Consider the following 456-nt stretch of genomic DNA (forward strand, 5'->3'; position numbering starts at 1 on the left):
CAAATCCGACGACGCGAAGGTCCGGCCGCACATCATCACGGCGTGTGCCGCGCTCGGAACCATGTTCGAGGCGCTCGCAGAACGCCCGTACGCGACTGTCGTAGCGGTCCGCTATGGCGGGGCTGCTGGCTTCCGCAATGAAGGTGTGGATGCGATCGGGATCGTCGCCGGCATCCAGCGTGTAGATGACGGTCCGACGCTTCATGGTTTCTTCTACGAATGGGTCTCGTGGCGCTTACGTGCCCGTTCGGCCATTTCCTCTGGCGAAATGCCTTTGTCGGGATTTGCCTTCCACGCATCATAGGTCGGAGCGACCTCCTCGCGGAGCCAACGCTCTACCGCGGCGTCGCGCTCCTGCAGTGCGCGAAGCCCGGCGCGGATGACTTCGCTGCTGGTTGCATAGGTGCCCGAGCGGACGAGCCGGTCGATGAAGGCGGCTTGCTCCGCCGGCAGGCT

Annotated in this window: 2 protein-coding genes; both read right to left on the bottom strand. The window is 64.5% G+C overall.

Features of this window, described 5'->3' with window-relative positions; genetic code table 11:
- A partial coding sequence (locus O7A61_RS32445) for a type II toxin-antitoxin system RelE/ParE family toxin (RefSeq protein ID WP_337133211.1) occupies positions 1-205 on the bottom strand: 205 nt, incomplete at its 3' end.
- An 8-nt stretch (positions 206-213) separates the two neighbouring features.
- A partial coding sequence (locus tag O7A61_RS32450; RefSeq protein ID WP_337133212.1) for a type II toxin-antitoxin system ParD family antitoxin occupies positions 214-456 on the bottom strand: 243 nt, incomplete at its 5' end.

Origin of the sequence: Mesorhizobium sp. Cs1321R2N1 (assembly GCF_037179725.1) — a bacterium.
Classification (GTDB): Bacteria; Pseudomonadota; Alphaproteobacteria; order Rhizobiales; family Rhizobiaceae; genus Mesorhizobium; species Mesorhizobium salmacidum.